Annotated in this window: 23 protein-coding genes and 1 pseudogene; 16 read left to right on the top strand and 8 right to left on the bottom strand. The window is 38.0% G+C overall.

Going from position 1 to position 22,753, the window contains the following annotated elements:
- Positions 1–36: 36 nt before the first annotated feature.
- Together P6280_RS00075 and P6280_RS00080 are read left to right on the top strand one after the other, a co-directional pair.
- Positions 37–1,179, top strand: a complete 1,143-nt coding sequence (locus P6280_RS00075) for an alanine dehydrogenase (protein WP_283236664.1) — start codon at positions 37–39, stop codon at positions 1,177–1,179.
- Between the two features lie 120 nt (positions 1,180–1,299).
- Positions 1,300–2,661 carry a DUF262 domain-containing protein gene (locus tag P6280_RS00080; RefSeq protein WP_283236665.1) on the top strand — a complete coding sequence of 454 codons (1,362 nt, stop codon included), beginning with the start codon at positions 1,300–1,302 and terminating at the stop codon, positions 2,659–2,661.
- A gap of 10 nt (positions 2,662–2,671) precedes the next feature.
- Here P6280_RS00080 and P6280_RS00085 read toward each other — a convergent pair whose 3' ends face one another.
- Positions 2,672–3,400 (bottom strand): outer membrane protein, encoded by a 729-nt coding sequence (locus P6280_RS00085; protein ID WP_283236666.1) that lies wholly within the window; start codon positions 3,398–3,400, stop codon positions 2,672–2,674.
- A gap of 184 nt (positions 3,401–3,584) precedes the next feature.
- On the opposite strand from P6280_RS00085, the gene P6280_RS00090 reads away from it, so the two are divergent.
- From P6280_RS00090 to P6280_RS00110, 5 genes are all read left to right on the top strand, one after another.
- Entirely contained in the window at positions 3,585–4,439 is an 855-nt protein-coding gene (locus tag P6280_RS00090) for an NAD(+)/NADH kinase (RefSeq protein WP_283236667.1), read from the top strand.
- A gap of 12 nt (positions 4,440–4,451) precedes the next feature.
- Positions 4,452–6,026, top strand: coding sequence for a DNA repair protein RecN (locus P6280_RS00095; protein ID WP_283236668.1), 1,575 nt, complete (start codon positions 4,452–4,454; stop codon positions 6,024–6,026).
- Positions 6,023–7,330 carry a putative RqcH family protein gene (locus P6280_RS00100; protein ID WP_283236669.1) on the top strand — a complete coding sequence of 436 codons (1,308 nt, stop codon included), beginning with the start codon at positions 6,023–6,025 and terminating at the stop codon, positions 7,328–7,330. Before P6280_RS00095 ends, P6280_RS00100 begins: the two co-directional genes overlap by 4 nt.
- Positions 7,331–7,348: 18 nt before the next feature.
- Positions 7,349–7,645: a hypothetical protein gene (locus P6280_RS00105; RefSeq protein ID WP_283236670.1), complete on the top strand. Its 297-nt coding sequence runs from the start codon at positions 7,349–7,351 to the stop codon at positions 7,643–7,645.
- 251 nt (positions 7,646–7,896) lie between these two features.
- Positions 7,897–8,424 carry a prohead core protein gene (locus P6280_RS00110; protein ID WP_283236671.1) on the top strand — a complete coding sequence of 176 codons (528 nt, stop codon included), beginning with the start codon at positions 7,897–7,899 and terminating at the stop codon, positions 8,422–8,424.
- Here P6280_RS00110 and P6280_RS00115 read toward each other — a convergent pair.
- Both P6280_RS00115 and P6280_RS00120 read right to left on the bottom strand, forming a co-directional pair.
- Positions 8,402–8,746 (bottom strand): hypothetical protein, encoded by a 345-nt coding sequence (locus tag P6280_RS00115; RefSeq protein ID WP_283236672.1) that lies wholly within the window; start codon positions 8,744–8,746, stop codon positions 8,402–8,404. The two genes, P6280_RS00110 and P6280_RS00115, sit on opposite strands and share 23 nt — an antisense overlap.
- A 1-nt stretch (position 8,747) precedes the next feature.
- Positions 8,748–9,219, bottom strand: a pseudogene (locus P6280_RS00120) (hypothetical protein).
- Between the two features lie 404 nt (positions 9,220–9,623).
- Here P6280_RS00120 and P6280_RS00125 point away from each other — a divergent pair.
- Positions 9,624–9,821 (top strand): hypothetical protein, encoded by a 198-nt coding sequence (locus P6280_RS00125; RefSeq protein ID WP_283236673.1) that lies wholly within the window; start codon positions 9,624–9,626, stop codon positions 9,819–9,821.
- On the opposite strand, the gene P6280_RS00130 is transcribed toward P6280_RS00125, so the two are convergent.
- Both P6280_RS00130 and rpe read right to left on the bottom strand, forming a co-directional pair.
- Positions 9,795–10,658, bottom strand: coding sequence for a 3'-5' exonuclease (locus tag P6280_RS00130; protein WP_283236674.1), 864 nt, complete (start codon positions 10,656–10,658; stop codon positions 9,795–9,797). The two genes, P6280_RS00125 and P6280_RS00130, sit on opposite strands and share 27 nt — an antisense overlap.
- Positions 10,636–11,289 carry a ribulose-phosphate 3-epimerase gene (gene rpe / locus P6280_RS00135; protein ID WP_283236675.1) on the bottom strand — a complete coding sequence of 218 codons (654 nt, stop codon included), beginning with the start codon at positions 11,287–11,289 and terminating at the stop codon, positions 10,636–10,638. The genes P6280_RS00130 and rpe overlap by 23 nt, the downstream gene beginning before the upstream one ends.
- A 70-nt stretch (positions 11,290–11,359) precedes the next feature.
- Here rpe and P6280_RS00140 point away from each other — a divergent pair, with 70 nt between their 5' ends.
- The 4 genes from P6280_RS00140 to P6280_RS00155 are packed head-to-tail and all read left to right on the top strand — an operon-like array spanning position 11,360 to position 14,067.
- Complete coding sequence (locus tag P6280_RS00140; RefSeq protein ID WP_283236676.1) at positions 11,360–12,232, top strand: class 1 fructose-bisphosphatase; 873 nt, start codon at positions 11,360–11,362, stop codon at positions 12,230–12,232.
- Positions 12,232–12,435 (top strand): hypothetical protein, encoded by a 204-nt coding sequence (locus tag P6280_RS00145; RefSeq protein ID WP_001900028.1) that lies wholly within the window; start codon positions 12,232–12,234, stop codon positions 12,433–12,435. The genes P6280_RS00140 and P6280_RS00145 overlap by 1 nt, the downstream gene beginning before the upstream one ends.
- A gap of 11 nt (positions 12,436–12,446) precedes the next feature.
- The gene (locus tag P6280_RS00150; protein WP_283236677.1) at positions 12,447–13,343 is read left to right on the top strand and encodes an SAM-dependent methyltransferase; all 897 of its coding nucleotides are present in this window, start codon (positions 12,447–12,449) and stop codon (positions 13,341–13,343) included.
- Positions 13,336–14,067 carry a type II restriction endonuclease gene (locus P6280_RS00155; protein ID WP_283236678.1) on the top strand — a complete coding sequence of 244 codons (732 nt, stop codon included), beginning with the start codon at positions 13,336–13,338 and terminating at the stop codon, positions 14,065–14,067. Before P6280_RS00150 ends, P6280_RS00155 begins: the two co-directional genes overlap by 8 nt.
- On the opposite strand, the gene P6280_RS00160 is transcribed toward P6280_RS00155, so the two are convergent.
- The 3 genes from P6280_RS00160 to rpsB are packed head-to-tail and all read right to left on the bottom strand — an operon-like array spanning position 14,038 to position 16,421.
- The gene (locus P6280_RS00160) at positions 14,038–14,502 is read right to left on the bottom strand and encodes a hypothetical protein (RefSeq protein ID WP_283236679.1); all 465 of its coding nucleotides are present in this window, start codon (positions 14,500–14,502) and stop codon (positions 14,038–14,040) included. The genes P6280_RS00155 and P6280_RS00160 overlap by 30 nt on opposite strands.
- A gap of 57 nt (positions 14,503–14,559) precedes the next feature.
- A complete protein-coding gene (tsf, locus tag P6280_RS00165) occupies positions 14,560–15,627 on the bottom strand; it encodes a translation elongation factor Ts (RefSeq protein WP_283236680.1) in 1,068 nt (355 codons plus the stop codon).
- Positions 15,627–16,421: a 30S ribosomal protein S2 gene (rpsB, locus tag P6280_RS00170; protein WP_000258279.1), complete on the bottom strand. Its 795-nt coding sequence runs from the start codon at positions 16,419–16,421 to the stop codon at positions 15,627–15,629. The genes tsf and rpsB overlap by 1 nt, the downstream gene beginning before the upstream one ends.
- A gap of 250 nt (positions 16,422–16,671) precedes the next feature.
- Between rpsB and P6280_RS00175 the strand changes: the two genes are divergently transcribed.
- The 4 genes from P6280_RS00175 to secD are packed head-to-tail and all read left to right on the top strand — an operon-like array spanning position 16,672 to position 22,746.
- Complete coding sequence (locus P6280_RS00175) at positions 16,672–19,488, top strand: RecB-like helicase (RefSeq protein ID WP_283236681.1); 2,817 nt, start codon at positions 16,672–16,674, stop codon at positions 19,486–19,488.
- Positions 19,489–19,511: 23 nt separating this feature from the next.
- Entirely contained in the window at positions 19,512–20,828 is a 1,317-nt protein-coding gene (gene nhaA, locus P6280_RS00180; protein ID WP_180431328.1) for a sodium/proton antiporter NhaA, read from the top strand.
- Between the two features lie 47 nt (positions 20,829–20,875).
- Entirely contained in the window at positions 20,876–21,169 is a 294-nt protein-coding gene (gene yajC, locus P6280_RS00185) for a preprotein translocase subunit YajC (RefSeq protein WP_283236682.1), read from the top strand.
- Entirely contained in the window at positions 21,169–22,746 is a 1,578-nt protein-coding gene (secD, locus tag P6280_RS00190; RefSeq protein WP_000765421.1) for a protein translocase subunit SecD, read from the top strand. The genes yajC and secD overlap by 1 nt, the downstream gene beginning before the upstream one ends.
- The last annotated feature ends 7 nt before the right edge of the window (positions 22,747–22,753 follow it).

Raw genomic sequence — 22,753 nt, forward strand, 5'->3', positions numbered from 1 at the left:
ATAATCATAATTGACACTACTATTTAAAGGATTAACATGACTATTGGGCTAGTCAAAGAAAGCATGGATTTAGAATCGCGAGTGGCTTTGGTGCCTGATGATGTGGCGCTAATCGTTCAAAAGGGCGTGGGGGTTTTAGTTCAAAATCAAGCCGGCGCTAATAGCGGTTATAGTAACGAAGCGTATGAGAGCGTGGGGGCTAAAATCGTGGATACTAAAACAGCGTGGGGGCAGGATTTGGTGGTCAAATGCAAAGAGCCTTTAGAGCATGAATACCCTTTATTGAAAGAAAAAGCCACGCTGTTTAGTTATTTGGATCTAGCGTATCAAAAAGGCTTGTGCGAAATGTTTATAGATAAAAAAATCACTTCCATTTGCACCGAAACCATTGCCGGGCCTAAAAACGACTACCCTATTTTAGCGCCTATGAGCGTGGTGGCTGGGAGGTTGGCTGCGCATTTAATCCAGCATTATTTGCTGGCTTTAGAGCATGTTAAGGGCTTTATGGGTAAGGGGGTCATGCTTGGGGGGTTATCAGGTGCACAAAGGGCTAAAATCGTCGTAGTTGGGGGCGGTGTGGTTGGCATGGAGAGCGCGAAAGTGTTGAGCCAAATGGGGGCTAAAGTAACGATTTTAGAATTAGACTACGCTAAATTGCAAAACCACCCCTATTACCATTTGTATGATTTGGAAGTTTTAAGCGTGAATGAAGCCAATATCATTCAGGCTTTAAGCGGAGCGGTGGGGCTAGTGGGAGCGGTGCTAGTTACAGCGAGCCAAACCCCTAAAGTGATCTTAAGAAGGCATTTAAAATGCATGCAAAAACAAGGGGTAGTGATAGATGTGGCTTGCGATTTAGGGGGGTGCATAGAAACCATACACCAAACAAGCCATTCTAACCCGGTGTATGTGGAAGAGGGTTTGTTGCATTATGGCGTGCCTAACATGCCAGGGATTGCCGCTAAAACAAGCTCTGTAGCTTATAGCCATGCGAGCGTGCCGTATTTGTTGTATTATTTAGAGCATGGCTTGAAGGGCTTTTTAAAAGCCAACACTAAAATCGTGGCAAACACCCTTGGAGGCTTGAGCGCTTATAACGGCTATATCACCCAAGAAGGCATCGCTAAAACTTTCAATCTAGCGTTCAAATCGCCTTTAGAGGTTTTAAAAGAGCTTTAAAAATAAGCTTTAAAAAAGAGCATGGCGATAAACCATGCGTCTTAATGCGTGGAAATATTTCAAAAAAAAAAAAACACTTTTTAATGTTATAATCCATTCAAAACGCACAAAGGGGTTTTTATGGCAGAAATGGAGCCTGACAAGAAAAGCCTGAAAAAGATTTTAGTCGTAGGAAATGATACTTATTACCAAATCCCCATCTACCAACGCCCCTACCAATGGGGCGAGGAGCAATGCAAAGAGCTCTTGAACGATCTGTTTGAGAACTATGAAGATCATCGAAAGGACGATTATTTCTGCGGTTCGTTAGTTTTTATCCAACCAGACAAAGATAACAAAACTGATATTGTAGATGGCCAGCAACGCTTAAGCACTTTCATTCTGCTTGCAAAAGTTTTAGCCACCCTTTATTCTGAGCGTTTAGACCCTATGATCCAAGAATATTTACAAGAGAGTTGGAGCGATAGGCATGAAGATGGAAAAAAGAAAAAGAGAGAGCGATTGTATTTTGATCTAGTAGGGTCTAATGCTAAAAAAGATTTTCAAGAGGCCTTAGATTTTTTTGACGATCTTGATGCAAGCAAGGGCGAGGATAGCAAGAGCAACGACCCAAGCAAGGGTAAGAACAGCTACTTGAAAAATGCAGTTTGTTTAAAAAACTATCTTGAAAAGAAAAAGATTGCAGACATTAACGATTTCATTAGATGGCTGTATCTTAAGGTCATATTTATCAAAACCACTTGCTCCAATATCAGTATGGCGTTAAGGATTTTTAGTGTTTTAAACGCTAGGGGTTTGCCCTTGCATGCGATAGATGTTTTTAAGGTGGAGTTGCTAAAAAAACTCGCTAAAGGAAAGGATCAAGAAGAGTTTGTGTCTCGGTGGAATGCCTTGCGTCAAAAATGCTCAGAGAATGAGTCAAAATTTCCAAAGAGAAAAGAGAACAAGCGAGAGAAGAACGCCGCAGAAATATTGTTTAGCTGGTATTTAACCTATCTCCATCCGGTAACTAGTGGGAAAAACATGGAAGAAAGACTTGCCGATCAGTTTGAAAGGCTTAATAAAACCCCATTAGAATACCTTATTTTAGTGGAATATTTCATGAGCGATGATCCTGAACCTAAACGCATTCAAACCAACGATTTTCATGTTGAACACATCTTGCCCCAAAAACCCACTCTCTCAAGCCAATGGGCGAATGACTTTAGCGAAGAAGAAAGGGAGCGCTACACGCATTCTTTAGCCAATCTCACGCTTTTGGGGGGCAATAAAAACTCTCAAGCTTCAAATTTGGATTTCAAAGAGAAAAAAGAAATCTATATGGGGAAACCTGGGCTAGACAATAAGGAAACTTTTAAGGTGATGACTCGCTATAAGATGACCATAGATATTGCACACCATTACACAGAATGGACGCCCAAAAGCTTAGAAAAAAGAGAAAAAGACTTGATGAGCATCATTGAGAGCGTGCTTGAGCTCTAGGGATGCGCCCCTAGAAAGTGAACACATAATTCACATACCATGAATACACGCGCCTAAACCCTATATCCAAATTTTTTGCGGTGATATAGGGGTTTTTCTTCAGCATGGGGAATTTCACACCCGCTTCAATGCTAGAATGCTTTAAGATCCTTAAGCGAGCCCCCACATTGAATAAAAATTGGAAAGAAGTGGCTTTTTTGCTCACAAGGGCTTGCTCCACTAAAATACCCTCAAAGCTCGGAGTCGCCATAAGCCATGAATTGCCGGCTAATTGCACCCCACCAAAAGCCCCCAAACTCATGATGCCGTTATTGATGACATTGACCATCACATCCATAGCCCCCCCATAAGTGAGCATGTTTGGCTCAAAGGTTTTGGGATCGGCAATGTTTGTTAAACGATTGATTTCTTGTTTCCCAAGAATTTGACCCGCTACTTGCGCCGCTTCGCTGTTATAGTTGGGGTTTTTAAGCTTAATAGAATTGGCATGGGCGTAGTCAAAAAACCCATAAAGGCGCAAGCCAAAGTGTTTTTCAAAGAAAAATTGATACCCTAAAAGCGCATCAAAGCCCTTGATAGTAGCGTTAGTGGCTTGTTTTTGAGAATTAATATCCGCATGCATTTGGGCTTGTCCTTGCAAATAACCCGCCCCTAAAAAAACGCCATTACTATCCATAGCTAGTAGTGCATTCATAGAAACAACCAAAGCTAACAAAGGTTTAGAAAAAAATCTCTTCATGTATGATTCCTTAACATAATGCTTACATTTTTAAAAAGAATACCCAAAAAACAATTAAAAACGATTAAAGAATGAAACATTAATAAAAATAAAATTCCTTATGGATTTCACATAAGATTAATAAAAAGCGGCTAAAACCCTTTTTTTTAAAATTTTGTTTCAAGCTTTAAGCTACAATATACGCATGAAAGATTCACACCAAACTATCGGCGTGTTTGTGCGGCCCACCCATTATCAAAACCCTCTTTTTGAAAAGCTAGAGCGAGCTAAAAAATGGGTTTTAAAGCTTTTAGAAGATGAAGGGTTTGAAAGCTTTATGATTGATAGCCTTGATGGAGCAAAAGATGAACGGTTGATAGAAAAAGCCTATGCGTTTTTATGTTTAGGGGGCGATGGCACGATTTTAGGGGCTTTAAGAATGACGCATTCTTACAATAAGCCATGTTTTGGGGTTAGAATAGGGAATTTAGGGTTTTTGAGCGCGGTTGAATTGAATGGTTTGAAAGGTTTCTTACAAGATCTCAAGCAAGGTAAGATCAAATTAGAAGAGCATTTGGCTTTAGAGGGCCGTATCGGGAAAACCTCTTTTTATGCGATCAATGAAATTGTGATCGCCAAAAAAAAAGCTTTAGGGGTTTTAGACATCCAAGCTTATGTGGGCCATACGCCCTTTAACACCTATAAAGGCGATGGGCTTATCATTGCCACGCCCCTAGGCTCAACCGCTTATAATTTGAGCGCTCATGGGCCTATTGTGCATGCTTTAAGCCAGAGCTATATTTTAACGCCCTTGTGCGATTTTTCTTTAACGCAACGCCCTTTAGTGCTAGGAGCGGAATTTTGCTTGAATTTTTGTGCTCATGAAGACGCTCTTGTGGTCATTGATGGGCAAGCCACCTATGATTTAAAAGCCAACCAACCCCTATACATTCAAAAAAGCCCCACGACCACCAAGCTCTTACAAAAAAATTCAAGGGATTATTTTAAAGTGCTTAAAGAAAAGCTCTTATGGGGGGAAAGCCCTAGCAAAAAAAGATAAAAAGGCTAAAACATGCGAGATTTCAATAACGCTCAAATCACACGCTTAAAAGTGCGTCAAAACGCTGTTTTTGAAAAGCTGGATTTGGAGTTTAAAGACGGCTTGAGCGCGATTAGTGGGGCTAGTGGGGTGGGAAAAAGCGTTCTTATTGCGAGCCTTTTAGGGGCGTTTGGGCTTAAAGAGAGCAACGCTTCAAACATTGAAGTGGAATTGATTGCACCTTTTTTAGACACTGAAGAATACGGCATTTTTAGAGAAGATGAACATGAACCCTTAGTCATCAGCGTGATTAAAAAAGAAAAAACGCGCTATTTTTTAAACCAAACAAGCCTGTCTAAAAACACGCTCAAAGCGTTATTAAAAGGTTTGATCAAACGCCTATCTAACGACAGATTCAGCCAGAATGAACTCAATGATACTTTAATACTCTCCTTATTAGATGGCTATATCCAAAACAAAAACAAAGCGTTTAGCCCCCTTTTAGGCGCGCTTGAAGAAAAATTCATCCGTTTAGAAAAGCTAGAAAAAGAAAGGCGATCTTTAGAAGATAAAAAGCGTTTCCAAAAGGATTTAGAAGAGCGTTTGAATTTTGAAAAAATGAAATTAGAGAGATTGGATTTAAAAGAAGATGAATACGAACGCCTTTTAGAGCAAAAAAAATTGCTTTCCAGTAAGGAAAAATTGAACGATAAAATCGCTCTGGCGTTAGAGGTGCTAGAAAATACCCACAAAATCACGCATGCTTTAGAGAGCGTGGGCCATAGCACTGAGTTTTTAAAAAGCGCTTTATTAGAAGCGAGTGCTCTATTGGAAAAAGAGCAGGCTAAATTAGAAGAGTGCGAGCGTTTGGATATTGAAAAAGTGCTAGAAAGGCTTGGTGCACTAAGCGGGATCATTAAGGATTATGGGAGTATTACGCATGCTAAAGAACGATTAGGGCATGTTAAAAACGAATTGCATAACCTAAAAGAAATTGATAACCATTGCGAAACTTACCACAAAGAAACAGAGCAACTAAAAACCGAATGCTTGAAATTGTGCGAAGAAATAAGCGGCTTTAGAAAAGAGTATTTAGCCGGTTTTAACGCTCTTTTAAGCGCTAAAGCGAAAGATCTGCTTCTAAAAAGCCCTAGTTTGGTTTTAGAAGAAGCCCCCATGAGCGAAAAAGGCGCTCAAAAACTCGTTTTGAATTTACAAAATTCCCAATTAGAAACCTTAAGCTCTGGAGAATACAGCCGTTTGAGGTTGGCGTTCATGCTTTTAGAAATGGAGTTTTTAAAGGATTTTAAAGGCGTGTTGGTGTTAGATGAAATGGATTCCAACCTGAGCGGTGAAGAGAGTTTGGCGGTTTCTAAAGCCCTTGAAACCTTAAGCAGCCATTCCCAAATCTTTGCCATTTCGCACCAAGTCCATATCCCAGCGCTCGCTAAAAACCATATTTTAGTCTTCAAAGAAAACCACAAAAGTCTCGCCAAAACCCTTAATAACGAAGAAAGGGTTTTAGAAATCGCGCGCATGATAGGGGGGAGCGAGAATATAGAGAGCGCGATCTCTTTCGCTAAGGAAAAATTAAAGGCGCAAGAATGAAATTTTTTCTTTTAAAGAAATTCAGCGAATTTTTAAACGCTCAAACGCATTTTAACCTCAAACGCTTGAGTGCATCTGGTTTTTTATTAGAGACTTTTTCCAAAGAAAAACACGCCTTTGTTGTAGATTTGAACACGCCTTATATCGGTTTGTCAAAAAAACCCCCAGAGAGCGTTTTAAAAAACACCCTAGCGTTAGATTTTTGTTTGAATAAATTTACTAAAAACGCCAAAATCTTACAAGCAAACATCATTGATAACGATCGGATTTTAGAAATCACAGGCGCTAAAGATTTGGCTTATAAGAGTGAAAATTTTATTTTGCGTTTGGAAATGATCCCTAAAAAAGCCAATCTCATGATTTTAGACAAAGAAAAATGCGTGATAGAGGCCTTTCGTTTTAATGACAGAGTCGCTAAAAACGATATTTTAGGGGCATTGCCTCCTAATACATACGAGCATCAAGAAAGGGATTTGGATTTTAAGGGATTGTTAGACATTTTAGAAAAAGATTTTTTATCCTATCAGCATAAAGAATTAGAACACAAAAAAAATCAAATCATCAAGCGATTAAATATGCAAAAAGAACGCTTGAAAGAAAAATTAGAAAAACTAGAAGATCCTAAAAATTTACAATTGGAAGCGAAAGAATTGCAAACTCAAGCTTTGCTATTGCTCACTTACCAGCATTTAATCAATAAGCATGAAAGTTGCGTGGTTTTAAAGGATTTTGAAGATAAAGAATGCATAATTGAAATTGATAAGAGCATGCCCTTAAACGCTTTTATCAATAAAAAATTCACTCTCAGCAAAAAAAAGAAACAAAAATCGCAATTCTTGTATTTAGAAGAAGAGAATCTAAAAGAAAAAATCGCCTTTAAAGAAAATCAAATCAATTATGTTAAAGGAGCAAAAGAAGAAAGCGTTTTAGAAATGTTTATGCCGGTAAAAAATTCTAAAACCAAACGCCCGATGAGCGGGTATGAAGTGCTGTATTATAAGGATTTTAAAATCGGTTTAGGGAAAAACCAAAAAGAGAATGTCAAACTCTTACAAGACGCAAGAGCGAATGATTTATGGATGCATGTAAGAGATATTCCTGGATCGCATTTGATCGTTTTTTGCCAAAAGAATACGCCCAAAGATGAGATCATTATGGAATTAGCCAAAATGTTGATTAAAATGCAAAAAGATGTGTTTAATAGTTACGAAATTGACTACACGCAACGAAAATTTGTCAAAATCATCAAAGGAGCTAATGTCATTTACTCAAAATACCGAACTATTAGTCTAAAGGACACTTAAACACTTAAGGAGGTTAGCATGGGTGTTTCAGCTTTAGGCAATGTAACTTATATCAACCAAAACGCTCCTTTAAATTCTGCTATCCAACAGGGTGCGAGGAGTGATATGCTGGATTTAGCGCAAAGCTTTCAAAATAAGCTTGAATTAGCCCAAGAAACAAGGGCGTTAGAAAACATGCAAGCTATTAGCGATAAAGATCCTAAAGACGGCTCTAAAAACCGCTATCAAAACAGCCAAAGGGCTAATGCGTTTGGCTTGGAAGAAGAAGAAATTGAATTGTGGCATGAAGAGCATTTGTTGGATATTGTGGGGTAGGATTAAACTAAAGGGTTAAGATATCTTGAAATGGATTTTTTAATTTGGTTTAAGTAAAACTTGATGTAGGTTTTACTTAATTATTATATTATATTTATACTTTCTTTCTGCTATTAAAATAATTTAAACAATAAACATAAAAATATTTTTTATGTTAACTTGCTATTATATTTATGATATTGTATAACCTATGTCAATGGAAGCTATAACTTTAAAAGCATATAGAAAAGGCTTTTTAAAAGGACACACAAATGAGTGAACCATTAGAAACATTAGACAAAGACAAACAAGCGATGAGCGAAGCGATTAAAAAAGATATTGAAAAAGACAAAGAAAACCTCGCTCGAGTAGAAGCCGATAGAGACGAAAAAGGCTACGAAAAAGACGATGACAAAAAAGCGCAAAAGCTTGACAAAGAAATCGCTAAGGACAAAGCAAGCCCTAATGAGGATAAGCTTTATGAAGAGGACGACAGAGTTAAACGAGACAAAGAACGAGACGATGCCCTCCGTGATAAAGAAAAAGCTAAAGACGACGCATGCATGGTCAGAGCCGACGAGGATACCATAGACGACGACGAGGAATATGGTGATGATGATAAGTTAAGAGACGAGATTTTAGGTGTTATGGAAGAGCTATGCGACACCCTAAATGATAGCCTTAATTTCAAAAAAGTAGTTTGCATGGGCATTAAGGTTTCAATTGCGTTCAAATTTCTAATTTTTTGCTCTCAATCTTTTAGAAAAAATTCAGATTCTAAGGATCTATCTTTTCGTTAGGATTATTGGAGCGATTGGTTTTATCGCATTTAAATGAAAAATTTTTGCCGTCAAACGCTCTAAGGACAAGACCTGATTGTTTGCACAATTCCAATGCTTTGTTAAGCTTTTGATTTCTTATCTCTTCCAATTGTTTAATATTCGTATCAAGATAGGCTTCATAGGTTTCTTCTGTCATTATAGTTACTCCAAATGTTAAAATCCTATAGCCTTTATCTTGATGATAGGTTTTAAGTGCAACAAAGATCACTAAAGCATAAACACCTAGAAGCACCAATAACCAAAGAGTTATTTTGCTAGCTATGATTAATGCTTTTTTCACTTCAATACCTAAACATAGGATTATCAAAAATAATCAAACATTTTAGTATTGTTTTGTGGCTGTGTATTTTGATGATTGGAGTTAAGAATGTTGTTTGTAGGGTTTTCTAAGGGCTTTTTTGTAGCCGGCTCATCGCATTCAAACGAAAAATTGGTGTTATCAAATTTTTTAAGAACACGATTTTGTTGTTTGCAAAATTCTAAAAACTTTTGAAAATTCTCTTGAGATTTTTTTTCTTGCTCTTCTTTTTGCCTACGCTGTTCTTTAAGATTTTTTTCTCTTAAAAGCTCTGTATGCCACCTTGAGATTTCAGCGTCTCTTTTAACTTCTGCTTCTTCTAATCCAATATTGCTAAGTTTTTTAAACTTAATACAATTTTCAAGAGATTTGAATAAAGAAAGACATAAAGAATCTTCAATTTCTAATTCATCTAGTTGCTTGCCAATTTTATACTGAAACCAAATATTATTCATGTGTAATTCCTTGTTAAAAATTATTATTCTACCAAAAATAGAATAAGACAAAAATTCTAGCTATTTTGTTTTGAACTTTTAAGGGTTAGGTTTTTAACAAGCTTATAAACCCACTTAATCCTAACTTGATTAAAGAAATCACAAAGGCGTTAGTAAGGATTAACAATAATGTAAAAATAAACAACGAAAACATACAGTAATCCAATGCTGATATTTACACCATAACCGCAAAAGTGGTATTGTTAGAAAATCGCCTTAAAAAGCTACAGAAAGAAGTAGCCAAGCTAAACCAAGCTAAAAAATAGACTTCAAATTAGCCCCTAGTTAAAAAGGGGCTTCCTTGCTTTAAAAAACAAACGATACCGAACTATACCATAATCTTTTATTTTTGTTATAATCTAGCTATGAGCATGGATAACAAAGACAACGATGAAGTCAATATCATACAAGAATACAAAAAGATATATGATGAGTGTGAAATAACCGATAAAATCAAAATACTAGGCAACATTCAAAAGTATCAAATGGATATGCTAAATTTCACCCCTAATCAAACCCACTTAAACAGCTTTCGTTTAACTGGTTGCTTTTATGATATTTAACAGACCCTTTGTCTTCTCAAAAAGAGGAAATGGCACTAGAGTCTCTTGGTGTCTGGCTCTTGGGGGTCTTTTGATCAGGGTGTTAGCGCATTTGGAAAAATCAATCAAATCCATTGTTGTTTTGATGTAACTGGGCAAGTTTAATAAGCATATTTCAAAGAGTTTATAGCTCGCTAAAGCGTCCGCATAGGCTCTATGGCTGACTTCTATACCAAACCCTAAAAGCTCTTTTAAAAAGCTCAAAGAATAACGCATGGACAAAATGGCTCGTTTGGATAAATCCAAAGTGCAAAGCTTTAAATTCAATAAGGGGCAATGCAATTTTTCTACAAAATAACGCCCTAAAAAGTTGTAATCAAAATTAGCGTTATGGGCCACAAACACGCTATTGCCTAAAAAAAGCCGCAATTCTTGCAAAGCTTCATGCGCGCTTGGGGCGTTTAGGGTGTCTTCATAAGCGATGCCTGTAAGCTCAGCGATATAATCAGGAACGCTTTTGACTTTCACAAGGGTTTCAAAACGATTGATGATTTCCCCCCCCTTCACTTGCACGGCTCCGATTTCTAAAATCTCATGTTTTAGGGGGCAAGAGCCGGTGGTCTCTAAATCAATAAAGGAAAAAACCTCATCTTTAAGGGGGGTTTTAAGGTTTTTGAGCGTGATTAAATTTTCGCTCGTTTCTACGAAATTAAGCCCGCACGCTTTTAAATATTCCAAATTGACTTCATCATAAATAAGGCGAGAGAGCGATTTTTCTAGCATGCCCAAGCTTAAATCCTGGTGCTTTAAGCGAGCGATTAGGGCTTGAATGTCTTTATGCAAGAGGCTGTCTGACATTCTGTAAGCCTTCAATAGCCAGCTTACGATCTTTAGATTTAAAAATATAACTCCCTGAAACCACCACATCCACGCCCGCTTGTTGGAGTTCAAAGATATTTTTATCATTCACGCCCCCATCCACTTCTAAAAGACAGCCAGGGTTGTAGCGCTTAATCAATTCTTTAACTTTTAAGCATTTTTCTAGCACCAAATCTAAAAACTTCTGCCCGCCAAAGCCCGGATTCACGCTCATTAAAAGCACTAGCCCCACGCTCTCTAGCAAGTATTTAAGGCTTTCTTCATGCGTGTGGGGGTTTAGAACAACACCTGGCGTGATGCCTGCATTTTTAATGAGTTGCAACACCCTATGGGGGTGCTTTTCATTTTCTGCATGAATGCTGATGATTTGCGGGTTTAAAGGGGCGAACAATCCCACAAAAAAGCTCGCATTTTCTACCATTAAATGCACATCTAAAGGCACTTTGCTCATTTTGGTAACATTCTCTAAAACCACAGGCCCCATGGTTAAGTTAGGCACATAATGCCCATCCATCACATCCACATGCAAAAAATCAGCGTTACTCACGCTCTCTATCTCTTTGGCTAAATGCATAAAATCAGCGCTCAAAAGGCTTGGGGCTACTTTCAAAATACTTCCCTATTTCCAATGTTTTCAAGTAAAATATTAGCATCTTTAATCAAATCATAAAAGGGTTTTTATGGATTACAAACATTTTAAAGGCAAGCATGCAAGCATCGTTATAGAAATCATCAGTCTTTTAGAAAAAGGGGTTAAAAAAGCCCAAGAGATTTTAGAAAAGCCGGACGCTGGGAGTTACACCAAGCTAGAAAACAGCAGTGGGGATACGCCTATTAAAGCGGATTTAGCCCTAGACAAATTTTTAGAAGAAAATTTTTTGAGTTTAGAAAATGTGAAAAGCGTTTTTAGCGAAGAAAAAGAAACGCCCGTTACTAAAGAAAACGGCTCTTATTTGATCGCTTATGACCCACTAGACGGGAGCTCAGTGATGGAGGCGAATTTCTTGGTGGGCACGATTATAGGGGTTTATGAAAAGGATTATAAGGCGCAAAATTTAGCCGCAAGCCTTTATGTGGTTTTTGGGCATAAAATAGAATTAGTGGTGGCTTTAGAAGAAGTTTATCGTTACGGGTTTTACCAGAACAAGTTCCATTTTATAGAAACCATTGTTTTAGAAAATAAGGGTAAAATCATCGCTAGCGGAGGCAATCAAAAGGATTTTTCTTTAGGCTTAAAAAAGGCTTTAGAAGGGTTTTTTGCAGAAAATTACCGCTTACGATACTCAGGATCTATGGTGGCTGATGTCCATCATGTGTTGGTTAAAAAAGGCGGAATGTTTTCCTACCCGCAAAAGAAATTGCGAAAGCTTTTTGAAATCTTTCCTTTAGCCTTGATGGTTGAAAAAGCCAAAGGGGAAGCGTTTTATTTTGATAAGGGGGTTAAAAAGCGCCTGCTAGATCAAAGCGTAGAAAGCTACCATGAAAAAAGCGAATGCTATTTAACCAGCCAGCATGAAGCTCACATTTTAGAAAAATATTTAAAGGGAGAATGATGCAAAATAGCGCTAAAAAATTAGAATATGAAGAGCGTTTTAATGACGCTCTTTTGAAATTGCAAGCATGCCAAGAAGAAAAACAAGTAGCGAGCTGCTTGAAATGCGAGAAGGTTTTGAAATGCGAGATTCGCAACAGCTATGTGGATGCGGCTTATGAGAGCATGAGTTTAGGCGAAGCGGGCGGGTTTGATTTTAATTAAAATGGGCTAAAATGGTTAGTAATACTACCTTACAAAAAAATTTAGACGCTTTTTACACCCACCCCAAGATCGCACGATTTTGTTTGGATTTATTAAAAGATCTCATCCATCAAAATCTAGGGCTAGGCTTAAACGCGTTCCATTTTTTAGAGCCAAGTGCAGGGAGTGGGAGCTTTGTTGGTGCGTTAAAAGGATTAGGGATTGCTGATTGTCTCGCCCTTGATATTGCCCCTAAAGCTCAAGGCATTCAAAAAAAAGATTATTTGTTGGAATTGATTGAGTTTAACAAAAAGCGTGTCATTGTTGGCAACCCTCCTTTTGGGCATAGGGGGAAACTGGCTCTAGATTTTTTAAACAAATCTTTAAACGAAGCGCCTATTGTAGCGTTTATCTTGCCCAATTTATTCAAACGCTACTCTATTCAAAAACACATTGATAAGCGTGCAAAATTGGTTTTAAACGCTGATTTAGAAAAAAACGCTTTTATTTTTAATGAACGACCCTATGATGTGAAATGCGTTTTTCAAATCTATATGCATAAAAATATCGCCCTAAATCTTAAAGACGAGCGCATCATTGCTCCCCCAAAAATCCGCCATAATGACTTCATCACTTATATTCATAACAACACGCCACACACCCTTAAGTATTTCAACAAAGAAAAATACCAATGGGATTTTGCAGTAGTGAGACAGGGCTTTTATGATTACAACGAAAAGATCACCAATGCAAATTTATTGATTAAAAACCGACAATATTTTTTTATTAAAGCCCACTCTAAAGAAGCTTTAAGGATTATCCATAAAATTGATTTTAACAAACTCGCTCATAAAAACACGCAAGTTTTAGGGTTTTCTACTTATGATTTTGTGGAAGAATATTGCAAATTAAAGGAAATGCATGCTTGAAAAAGTGTTTCAAGAAATTACCCATAAAAGAAAGTTTTTTGCAAGTTCTAGCACAGGGGAGCAGTTTGAAAACAATTTTAGGAATGAGTTAAAAAAACACTTTAGCGAAATCAACGGCGATTTAATAGAAGGATTAAGCCATATTGAAGAAAAGCCTAATAAGGAAATCAAAACCACTTTTAACCAACTCAAAAAGCAAGTTTTAGAAAAAAATCACAAAGAAACCCTTAAAAACCCTTTTTCAAAGCTTACAAGCCATTTTTTATACCAACCTTTTGGCTCACAAAATTACCCTGATTTTTTGGTTTTTATTTTTGATTATGTGGTGGGGATTGAAATCAAGTTTTCTAAAAACGATAAGGGTGAAAAAAATATTCAAACATCTCGCCCCATGTGGAATTCAAACCTGCCTAAACCCAATGCGATTTATGTGTATGGAGTCGCTAATGCAGACATCACTTTTTTTAAAGGATCAGATATTTTGAGTTATGAAACCAGAGAGGTCTTGCTCAAGTATTTTGATACTTTAGATAAAGATGAAGAAAGTTTGAAAAACGCCTTAAAGGATTTAGAAAACCCTTTTGGGTTTGCCCCCTACATCAGAAAAGCTTATGAGCATAAAAAGGAATTTTCTAACCACCACCAGATTGAAAGCTTCTTTTCGCACAACCACATTTTAAGAGAGCAGAATGTCTTAAAATTTTTGAAAACGCTCACTCATTAGGTGGCAGAAGCAATTAAAAAAAAGACAGAGAGAATTAGTGCGCATAGAAGCAAATAAGAGTAAAAACAGCCACAAAATGATGATACCACTAATTAACACGCTTTCAGGAAAAACCAATACACTATTAAAATTTTGGCAAAATCCATAATTTTTAAGGCTTAGATGGTTTTCAAAAAAATATTCGTATTGAAAAATTTGACCGATACCACGCACATACTCGCTCACCCCAATAGCTCCGCTTTTACACTCTATAATGGCTCTAACTTTATTTCTTTCAAAAAGCGTGAAATCTGCCGTAATGCCATTAATGCAAGCGTCTTCTCTTAACAGCTTAAAATCCTTATAATCCATTTCTAAAATAGAGCAAATATCTTTTTGAATGTTGTTGTTGCTAGCGATTAAGTCTTGGAAGTCTTTTTCTAATCTGTAAGGCATGTTAGTTTTTGATGGTTAAAGTTAGTTTTTAAAGCACAAAAATGCGCTTTAAAAACCCTATTTCATTTGCAAAGCCACTTCTTCAGCGAAATTTTCTGCCTTTTTCTCAATGCCTTCGCCCAATTCAAAACGAACATACTCAGTGATTGTTAAATCATCATCCCACTCTTTGGAACAATCAGCAACCACTTGAGCGATAGTTTTTTTATCGTCCATGACATAGAATTGCCCTAAAAGGGTTAGGCGTTGATCAATAAGGGTGTTATCAGCGATAAATCTTTCCATTTTTCCAGGAACGATTTTATCCCAGATTTTTTCAGGCTTGCCCTGTGCTTTTAATTCGTCTTCAAAGGCTTTTTTTTGATGGGCTAAAACTTCATCGCTCAATTCAATGCGACTCCCAAAAGTAGGAATGTTTTTTAAAGGTTTGCCCAAGCGTTTAGCCTCTTCATTGTCTTTTTCAATTTCAGCGATCAAGGCTAAAGTTTCTTTTTTGACAAAATCAAGGCTAAAGTCTTTGCTGTCTAATACTTGAGGTTTCATCGCTGCGGCATGCATAGCGATGTTTCGGGCCAGTTCCACCACTTTTGGAGCGTTTTTCTCATTATCGTATTTTATGGCGATTAACACGCCCACTCTGGCGTTAGAATGCGCATAACCATTGATGATGTGAGAGCTAGGGGCTTTTAAATGAGCGATTTTTCTCACTAAAATGTTTTCACCAATCACAGCGATTTGAGAGTGCAAATATTCTTCAAAAGGCTTGTTGTCTAACGGGCTTTTAAGCAGTTCTTCTGTGGTATGGATATTGTGGGCTTTGATCGTTTCTAAAGTTTTTTTCACCAATTCCTTAAAGCCCTCATTTTTAGCCACAAAATCCGTTTCGCTATTGATTTCTACCATCATCGCGCTTTTAAAATCAGGTGCTACTTCTAAAGCGACCACGCCCTCAGCAGCGATCCTATCGGCCTTTTTAGCGGCTTTACTCAAGCCTTTTTCGCGCAAGAAATCAATAGCCTTTTGCAAATCTCCAGCCACTTCTACAAGGGCTTTTTTGCAATCCATCATGCCCGCATCGGTTAAGTCCCTTAATTTTTTGACTAATTGAGCACTAATTCCTGACATTATTCGGCTCCTTGAGTGATTTCTTTTTGGATTTCAGCGAGCATTTCTTCTTTTTCTTCATTGCTCACATACTCTATTTCTTCGCTATTTTCATCCGCATGGACGATTTCTTCTTGCATGAGTTCTCGCCCCTCTAAAATCGCTTCGCTCATTTCTTTACAAAATAGCCTAATAGAGCGGATCGCATCGTCATTTCCAGGAATGGGATAATCCACTAAATCAGGATCGCAGTTAGTGTCTAAGGGAGCCACGATAGGGATATGGAGTTTTCTGGCTTCAGCGACAGCGATTTTTTCTTTAGCCACATCAATCACAAAAATCATATCAGGGATTTTTTTCATGTGGCGCACCCCGCCAAGATATTTATCCAGCTTTTCTTTTTTCCTTAAAATCATGAGCTTTTCTTTTTTAGTCAATAAATCAATTTGACCGCTATTTTCCATTTCTTCAATGATTTCTAATTTCCTCACTGATTTCCTAATGGTGCTAAAATTAGTCAGCATGCCACCAAGCCAGCGGTAATTGACATAAGGGACTTGAATGCTTTCAGCAAATTCTTTCAAAGTTTCATTGGCTTGTTTTTTAGTGCCTACAAACATGATGCTCTTGCCTTGAGCGCTCGCATCGCGCACGATGTTATAAGTGTATCTAAAATAGCGCAAAGTTTTTTGCAAATCAATGATATGGATATTTTTCCTAACGCCAAAAATGAATTTCTTGGTTTTAGGGTTCCAACGCCTTGTTTGGTGTCCAAAATGCACACCGCATTCTAATAAATCTTTCATGGTTACCATGAGAATATTCTCCTTAAAGTTATTTTGGTTCTCTTCCTCCATGCTCATTTGATTCTTAAATTTCTTAAGAACACCTAAATACAAGGATTAGCATGTGTGAATTTGACGCTGTCTTTGCCTTTGATTCCTATAAAATGATAGAAAAACGACAAAACCCTATGATTATAGCAAAAGATTAGGGTTTTTTAGCTTAAGCAAAAAAGGCTTTTAGGTTATAATAAAGACAAAATAGAATTTTAGGATAGATCTAATGGATACCAAAAGACAATGCATGGCTTTAAAGGCTTCAGCAGGAAGCGGGAAAACTTTCGCTTTGAGCGTGCGGTTTTTGGCCCTATTGTTTAAGGGGGCTAATCCTAGCGAGATTTTAACGCTCACTTTCACTAAAAAGGCCACCGCCGAAATGAAAGAGCGCATTTTAGACTATTTAAAAATTTTGCAAAAAGAAAACCTTGAAGATGAAAAAGAAAAAGAAAAATCCCAAAATATCCTAAAAGAATTAGAAGAAAAATACCGCTTAAACCCTAGTTTTGTGCAAAATAGGGCTCAAGAAATCTACCAACGCTTTTTAAACGCCGAAATTAGAATCAGCACCATTGATGCGTTTTTCCAAAGCATTTTAAGGAAATTTTGCTGGTTTGTGGGGTTGAGCGCGAATTTTGAAGTCAATGAAGACACAAAAGCGCACCAACAACAGCTCAATGAGAGTTTTTTGAGCGCTTTAAATAATGAACAGCTTGAGGAGTTGAGCGTTTTTATCACCCAATGCTTAAGTTATGATAGTTACACAAGCGATTCTGTTTTAGAGTGGCTGCGTTTTTTAAAAAACAAGCTCTATTTATTTGATCCCAATAAGAAAGATCCTGTATTTGATGAAGAGAGGTTTTTAGAAAAACTAAGAAGCTTAAACCAACAAATTCAAAGCGTAGAAACAGCGTCAAATGAGGCTAAAAAAGCCATTAAGTGCGATGATTTTAGGGAGTTTTTAAACAGCTCTTTAACCTGGCTTGAAAAAAAGAGCGAATACCGCTATTTCAAAAAATTCAAAGATGAAATCCCCACTTTAGAGAGCGAATGCGAAGAGATTGAAAACGATCTAAAACGCTATTATGAAGCCAGAGAAAGCGCATTGTTTAAAAAATTCCCTAAATTCATCCAGCTTTATGATAAAGCCACTTCTAAAATCCAATCCCTAGATTTTGATGCGATTAAAGATAAAGTCCATGCCTTATTGAATGGTTATGAAGAAATGCCAGCGGAGTTTTTTTATTTCAGATTGGACAGCAGGATCGCACACATTTTGATTGATGAATTTCAAGACACGAGCTTGAACGATTATAAGATTTTAGCCCCTTTTATTGATGAGATTAAGGCCGGGATAGGGCAAGCTAAATGGCACAGGAGCGTGTTTTTTGTGGGCGATGTCAAACAGAGCATTTATGGCTTTAGGGGGAGTTTTAGCTCCTTATTTGAAAGCGTTTCTAAGGATTTTTACCACGATAATTTGGAGTTCAACCACCGCAGTTCGCCTTTGATCATTAATTATGTGAATACCATTTTTAAAAAGGCTTATCAAAATTCCCCCACCGCTTATTTGGAGCAAAAATACCCTAAAGCTTCCAGTAATAATCATGCTAGAGACGGCTATGTTAAAGTCTCTTTAGTGGCTGATGAAAGAGAATTGTTATTAAAACAAATCTTGCAAGAAGCTAAAAACCTTTTAGAGCATCGCATTGAGCCTAAAGACATTACCCTTTTATGCGCCACTAATGATGACGCTTTAGAAATCAAAAATTATTTGCAAGAGAATTTGAGCGCGATTCGCCCAAGCACGGAATCTAGCGCTAAATTGTCTCAATTTGTAGAATCTAAAATCATTAAGAACGCTTTAGAATACGTTCTAGCTGAAGAACCTTACAAGCCCTTTTACAAGCACAGCGTTTTAAAACTCGCTGGATACTTGCATGATGATGTTATCGCTTTAGCTGGTTTTAACCCTAAAAAAGAGAGCGTGGCAGGCTTTGTGTGGAAAGTGATGGAATTGTTTGAACTTTATACAGAGTGCGCGCAAATCTGCTTGGAGTTGGCGGTTGGGTGCGAAGATGCGAATGAATTTTTAGAAAAATTAGAGGCTAAAGAGATCGCTTCCTTCAAAGCAGAAGGTGCACAGATTATGACTATCCATAAATCTAAAGGCATGCAATTCCCTTATGTGATCGTGTGCGAACGCTTGGGCAAGCCTAAAACGAATAACTCCAATCAATTCCTTGAAGAATATGATGGCACAGAGCTTACGCGCCTTTATTACAGAATGAAAAATCGTGAGGTGGTGGATAAAGATTACGCTAGGGCTTTAGATAAAGAAGAAGCGGCTAAAGATCATGAAGAAACCAATGTGTATTATGTCGCATTCACTAGGGCTGAGTTAGGGCTGATTGTCGTGGCTAAAGACAAAAAAGGGATGCGTGAAAAATTGGATCTTGCGCCTTTAGAAGAGGGAGAAATCGCGCCGGTTATTTCTTCTCAAAAAGAGCCTTTGATCAAAAGCGTTTTAATCAAACCCCATGCCTATGGCGAGCAAGTCCAAGAGATAGAAGAAGAGCCTAGCGATTATGAAAAGAATAACGACCAGGAAGCGATCAATTTTGGTATCGCCTTGCACAAGGGATTAGAATACCAATACGCTTATCGCATTCCTAAAAAAAGCGTTTTAGAATATTTAAACTACCATCATGGTTTTTATGGTTTGGATTACCAAGCGTTAGAAGAAAGTTTAGAGCTTTTTGAAAACGATGCAAAGATACAAGCTCTTTTTAAAAATTTGGCTTTAAGGGGTGAAGTGGCTTTTTTATTTGAAGGGGTTGTGTCTAGGATTGATGTTTTATTGTGGGATAAGGGGCAAAATTTGTATGTTTTAGATTATAAAAGCTCTCAAAATTACCAGCAAAGCCATAAGGTGCAAGTTTCTCATTACGCTGCGTTTTTGCAAACTCAAGCCCCCCATTTTAAGATACAAGCGGGCATTATTTACGCTCATAAAAGACTGCTTGAAAAATTATGGGTTTGAAATTAAAAATTTTAAGGTTGTCTATGAATATCAAAAAAACAGAAAACGCGCTCAGTGTAACGCTTAAAAACTTTATTAAAAGCGAGTCTTTTGGAGGGATTTTCCTTTTTTTAAACGCTGTTTTAGCGATGGTGGTGGCTAATTCGTTTTTAAAAGAAAGTTATTTTGCACTATGGCACACCCCTTTTGGGTTTCAAATAGGGGATTTTTTCATCGGCTTTAGTTTGCATCACTGGATTGATGATGTCTTAATGGCGTTATTCTTTTTAATGATAGGATTAGAGATCAAGCGAGAATTATTATTTGGGGAGCTATCCAGTTTCAAAAAAGCTTCTTTTCCTGTGATTGCGGCTATAGGGGGCATGATAGCCCCAGGATTGATTTATTTTTTTCTTAACGCTAACACGCCTTCTCAGCATGGTTTTGGGATCCCTATGGCAACAGATATTGCGTTCGCTTTAGGCGTGATCATGCTTTTAGGCAAGAGGGTGCCAACCGCTTTAAAGGTTTTTTTAATCACTCTAGCGGTGGCTGATGACTTGGGGGCTATTGTGGTGATCGCACTTTTTTATACCACGAATTTAAAATTCGCATGGCTTTTAGGGGCTTTAGGGGTGGTTCTTATTTTAGCTGTATTAAACCACTTGAATACCCGCTCGCTTATCCCTTACTTGCTTTTAGGGGTGTTGCTTTGGTTTTGCGTGCATGAGAGCGGTATCCATGCGACGATTGCTGCAGTGATTTTAGCTTTTATGATACCGGTGAAGATCCCTAAAGATTCTAAAAATGTAGAGCTTTTAGAGCTGGGCAAGCGATACGCAGAAACGAGTTCAGGAGCGCTTTTGACCAAAGAGCAGCAAGAAATCTTGCATTCCATTGAAGAAAAAGCGAGCGCTTTACAAAGCCCCTTAGAAAGATTGGAGCATTTTTTAGCCCCCATTAGCGGGTATTTCATCATGCCCTTATTTGCGTTTGCAAACGCTGGGGTGAGCGTTGATTCTAGCATCAATTTAGAAGTGGATAAGGTGCTTTTAGGGGTTATTTTAGGGCTTTGTTTGGGCAAGCCTTTAGGGATTTTCTTAATCACTTTTATAAGCGAAAAGCTTAAAATCACCGCGCGCCCTAAAGGCATCAGCTGGTGGCACATTTTAGGGGCTGGGCTTTTAGCAGGGATTGGCTTTACCATGTCTATGTTTATTTCTAATCTGGCTTTCACAAGCGAGCATAAGGACGCTATGGAAGTGGCAAAAATTGCAATTTTACTGGGATCTTTGATTTCTGGGATCATAGGGGCTTTGTATTTATTTTTATTAAACCAAAGAGCGGCTTTAAAGAAATAGCTAAAAATGCTATAATTTGAGGTTAAAACATCTTTTAAGGGAATTAAATGGGACAAATTAAAGACATTCTAACGACGCTTTTACCCCTTGTGGTGCTGTTACTTATTTTTTATTTTTTGATTGTTCGCCCGCAACGCCAGCAACAAAAAAAGCACAAAGAAATGATAGAGGGCTTGAGTAAGGGCGATAAAGTTGTTACTCAAGGCGGGTTGATCGTTGAGGTGCTTAAAGCGGAAGCGAATTTTTTTAGCGTGAAACTCAACGATGACACCACCGCTAAACTTTCTAAAAACTATATAGCGTTCAAATTAGACGAAGAAGCGGCACAAAATAACAACTAATGAAACTTTTTAACCCTCGCTTAATCGTTTTTATTTGCGCGCTTCTTTTAGGGGTAGGGTTTTCTGTGCCTTCTTTGCTAGAGACTAAAGGCCCTAAAATCACTTTAGGTTTGGATTTAAGGGGGGGGTTAAACATGCTTTTAGGGGTGCAAACCGATGAGGCTTTAAAAAACAAGTATTTAAGCTTGGCGTCCGCTTTAGAATACAACGCTAAAAAGCAAAATATCTTGCTTAAAGACATTAAATCCAGCCTGGAAGGGATCAGTTTTGAGCTTTTAGATGAAGATGAAGCGAAAAAATTAGACGCGCTTTTAGTGGAATTGCAAGGTCATAGCCAGTTTGAAATCAAAAAGGAAGCGGAATTTTATAGCGTGAAACTCACCCCTTTAGAGCAAGAGGAATTGCGTAAAAACACGATTTTGCAAGTGATAGGGATCATTCGTAACCGCTTGGATCAATTTGGTTTGGCGGAGCCTGTAGTCATTCAGCAAGGTAAAGAAGAAATTTCGGTGCAATTGCCCGGTATTAAGACTTTAGAAGAAGAACGGCGCGCTAAAGAGTTGATTTCAAGGTCCGCTCATTTGCAGATGATGGCGGTGGATGAAGAACACAACAAAGATGCGATGAAAATGACGGATTTAGAGGCTCAAAAATTAGGCAGTGTGTTGTTATCGGATGTGGAAATGGGGGGTAAAATCTTACTCAAAGCGATCCCCATTTTAGATGGCGAAATGCTTACAGATGCGAAAGTGGTGTATGATCAAAACAACCAGCCGGTGGTGAGCTTCACGCTAGATGCGCAAGGGGCTAAGATTTTTGGGGATTTCTCAGGCGCGAATGTGGGCAAACGCATGGCGATTGTTTTAGACAATAAGGTTTATTCAGCCCCGGTGATTAGGGAGCGTATTGGTGGGGGGAGCGGGCAGATTAGCGGGAATTTTAGCGTGGCTCAAGCGAGCGATTTAGCGATCGCTTTAAGGAGTGGGGCGATGAGTGCTCCCATTCAGGTTTTAGAAAAAAGAATTATTGGCCCGAGTTTAGGGAAAGACAGCATTAAAACTTCCATTATCGCTCTAGTTGGGGGTTTTATTTTGGTGATGGGCTTTATGGTGCTTTATTACTCTATGGCGGGAGTGATCGCTTGCATGGCGTTAGTGGTCAATCTTTTTTTGATTGTGGCGGTCATGGCGATTTTTGGAGCGACACTGACTTTACCGGGAATGGCGGGGATTGTTTTAACCGTGGGGATTGCCGTGGATGCTAATATCATTATCAACGAGCGCATTAGAGAGGTCTTAAGAGAGAATGAAGGCATCGCTAAGGCGATCCATTTAGGCTATATCAATGCGAGCCGGGCGATTTTTGATTCTAATATCACTTCCTTGATCGCTTCAGTGTTATTATACGCTTATGGCACAGGAGCGATTAAAGGCTTTGCCCTAACCACAGGCATTGGGATTTTAGCCTCTATTATCACCGCTATTGTAGGCACGCAAGGGATTTATCAAGCCCTTTTGCCTAAACTCACCCAAACAAAAAGCCTTTATTTTTGGTTTGGCGTGAATAAAAGAGCTTAGGAGAATT

It is taken from the genome of Helicobacter sp. 219-2 (genome assembly GCF_030053225.1).
Classification (GTDB): domain Bacteria; phylum Campylobacterota; class Campylobacteria; order Campylobacterales; family Helicobacteraceae; genus Helicobacter; species Helicobacter pylori_C.

Coding starts and splice junctions, on each gene's coding strand:
- P6280_RS00105 (WP_283236670.1), top strand. CDS start 7,349: ATGGGTGTTTCAGCTTTAGGCAATGTAACTTATATCAACCAAAACGCT.
- P6280_RS00150 (WP_283236677.1), top strand. CDS start 12,447: ATGGTTAGTAATACTACCTTACAAAAAAATTTAGACGCTTTTTACACC.
- P6280_RS00130 (WP_283236674.1), bottom strand. CDS start 10,658: ATGTCAGACAGCCTCTTGCATAAAGACATTCAAGCCCTAATCGCTCGC.
- tsf (WP_283236680.1), bottom strand. CDS start 15,627: ATGTCAGGAATTAGTGCTCAATTAGTCAAAAAATTAAGGGACTTAACC.
- P6280_RS00125 (WP_283236673.1), top strand. CDS start 9,624: ATGAGCATGGATAACAAAGACAACGATGAAGTCAATATCATACAAGAA.
- P6280_RS00175 (WP_283236681.1), top strand. CDS start 16,672: ATGGATACCAAAAGACAATGCATGGCTTTAAAGGCTTCAGCAGGAAGC.
- P6280_RS00155 (WP_283236678.1), top strand. CDS start 13,336: ATGCTTGAAAAAGTGTTTCAAGAAATTACCCATAAAAGAAAGTTTTTT.
- P6280_RS00075 (WP_283236664.1), top strand. CDS start 37: ATGACTATTGGGCTAGTCAAAGAAAGCATGGATTTAGAATCGCGAGTG.
- P6280_RS00145 (WP_001900028.1), top strand. CDS start 12,232: ATGCAAAATAGCGCTAAAAAATTAGAATATGAAGAGCGTTTTAATGAC.
- rpsB (WP_000258279.1), bottom strand. CDS start 16,421: ATGGTAACCATGAAAGATTTATTAGAATGCGGTGTGCATTTTGGACAC.
- P6280_RS00085 (WP_283236666.1), bottom strand. CDS start 3,400: ATGAAGAGATTTTTTTCTAAACCTTTGTTAGCTTTGGTTGTTTCTATG.
- yajC (WP_283236682.1), top strand. CDS start 20,876: ATGGGACAAATTAAAGACATTCTAACGACGCTTTTACCCCTTGTGGTG.
- P6280_RS00160 (WP_283236679.1), bottom strand. CDS start 14,502: ATGCCTTACAGATTAGAAAAAGACTTCCAAGACTTAATCGCTAGCAAC.
- P6280_RS00095 (WP_283236668.1), top strand. CDS start 4,452: ATGCGAGATTTCAATAACGCTCAAATCACACGCTTAAAAGTGCGTCAA.
- P6280_RS00090 (WP_283236667.1), top strand. CDS start 3,585: ATGAAAGATTCACACCAAACTATCGGCGTGTTTGTGCGGCCCACCCAT.
- P6280_RS00110 (WP_283236671.1), top strand. CDS start 7,897: ATGAGTGAACCATTAGAAACATTAGACAAAGACAAACAAGCGATGAGC.
- P6280_RS00080 (WP_283236665.1), top strand. CDS start 1,300: ATGGCAGAAATGGAGCCTGACAAGAAAAGCCTGAAAAAGATTTTAGTC.
- nhaA (WP_180431328.1), top strand. CDS start 19,512: ATGAATATCAAAAAAACAGAAAACGCGCTCAGTGTAACGCTTAAAAAC.
- secD (WP_000765421.1), top strand. CDS start 21,169: ATGAAACTTTTTAACCCTCGCTTAATCGTTTTTATTTGCGCGCTTCTT.
- P6280_RS00140 (WP_283236676.1), top strand. CDS start 11,360: ATGGATTACAAACATTTTAAAGGCAAGCATGCAAGCATCGTTATAGAA.
- P6280_RS00100 (WP_283236669.1), top strand. CDS start 6,023: ATGAAATTTTTTCTTTTAAAGAAATTCAGCGAATTTTTAAACGCTCAA.